Below are 823 nucleotides of genomic sequence, written 5' to 3' on the forward strand. Positions count from 1 at the left end.
AAATTTGCCGAAACGAATAGGTTATGTCGAAAGAAATTTAAGCGTTTAACGGGAATGAGTCGCCGAACTTTCTATCTGATTGTTAACATCATTAAAGAATACGAAAAAAAGAAGAATAAGCTGGGTCGTCCTTGTAGATTAATCCCAGAAGATCAGGTTTTAATAGCTATTCAATACTGGCGGGAATATCGGACTTATTTTCACATTGGGTGCGAGTGGGGAGTCTCAGAGTCGATGGTTTGTCGAACTGTGCATAAAGTCGAAAACTTATTGATAAAATCGGGAAAATTATCCCTACCTGGACAAAAAGAATTAAGAAAATTATCCGACCCAGACACCGTTCTAGTCATCGATGTGATGGAAAGTCCTATTGAAAGACCAAAGAAAAGGCAAAAAGGGTTTTATAGTGGAAAACAAAAGGAACATACTTTGAAGACGCAGGTGATTATTGATTTAAAAACGAAGAAGATAATGTGTTTAAGGCATGGAAAAGGAAGAATGCACGATTTTAAATTATTCCAAAAAAGTCAAGTAAAATTACCTAAAACAATAAAATTATTAGCAGATAAAGGCTACCAAGGAATTGTAAAAATTCATGAACTAAGTGAGATTCCTGTTAGGAAACCAAGAGGAAAGAATTACTCGGAGGAGCAGAGGAAATATAATCGGGAATTAGGGAGAATAAGAGTAGCTGTAGAAAATGTTAATCGCTGTTTAAAAATCTTCAAAATTCTCTCTTACCCCTATCGAAATCGCCGATATAAATTTGGATTAAGAAGTCATTTAATCGCTGGAATTTACAATAACGATTTAGGTTCAAAAA

The 823-nt window shown here is 34.8% G+C and carries 1 protein-coding gene; it reads left to right on the forward strand.

Annotated features, from left to right (window positions below; genetic code table 11):
• Nucleotides 1–823 (forward strand): IS5 family transposase (locus N0824_RS12740; protein WP_199224914.1); only part of this gene is annotated, 823 nt, incomplete at both ends.

It is taken from the genome of Microcystis sp. 0824, from assembly GCF_003112475.1.
GTDB classification, from domain to species: Bacteria; Cyanobacteriota; Cyanobacteriia; order Cyanobacteriales; family Microcystaceae; genus Microcystis; species Microcystis aeruginosa_C.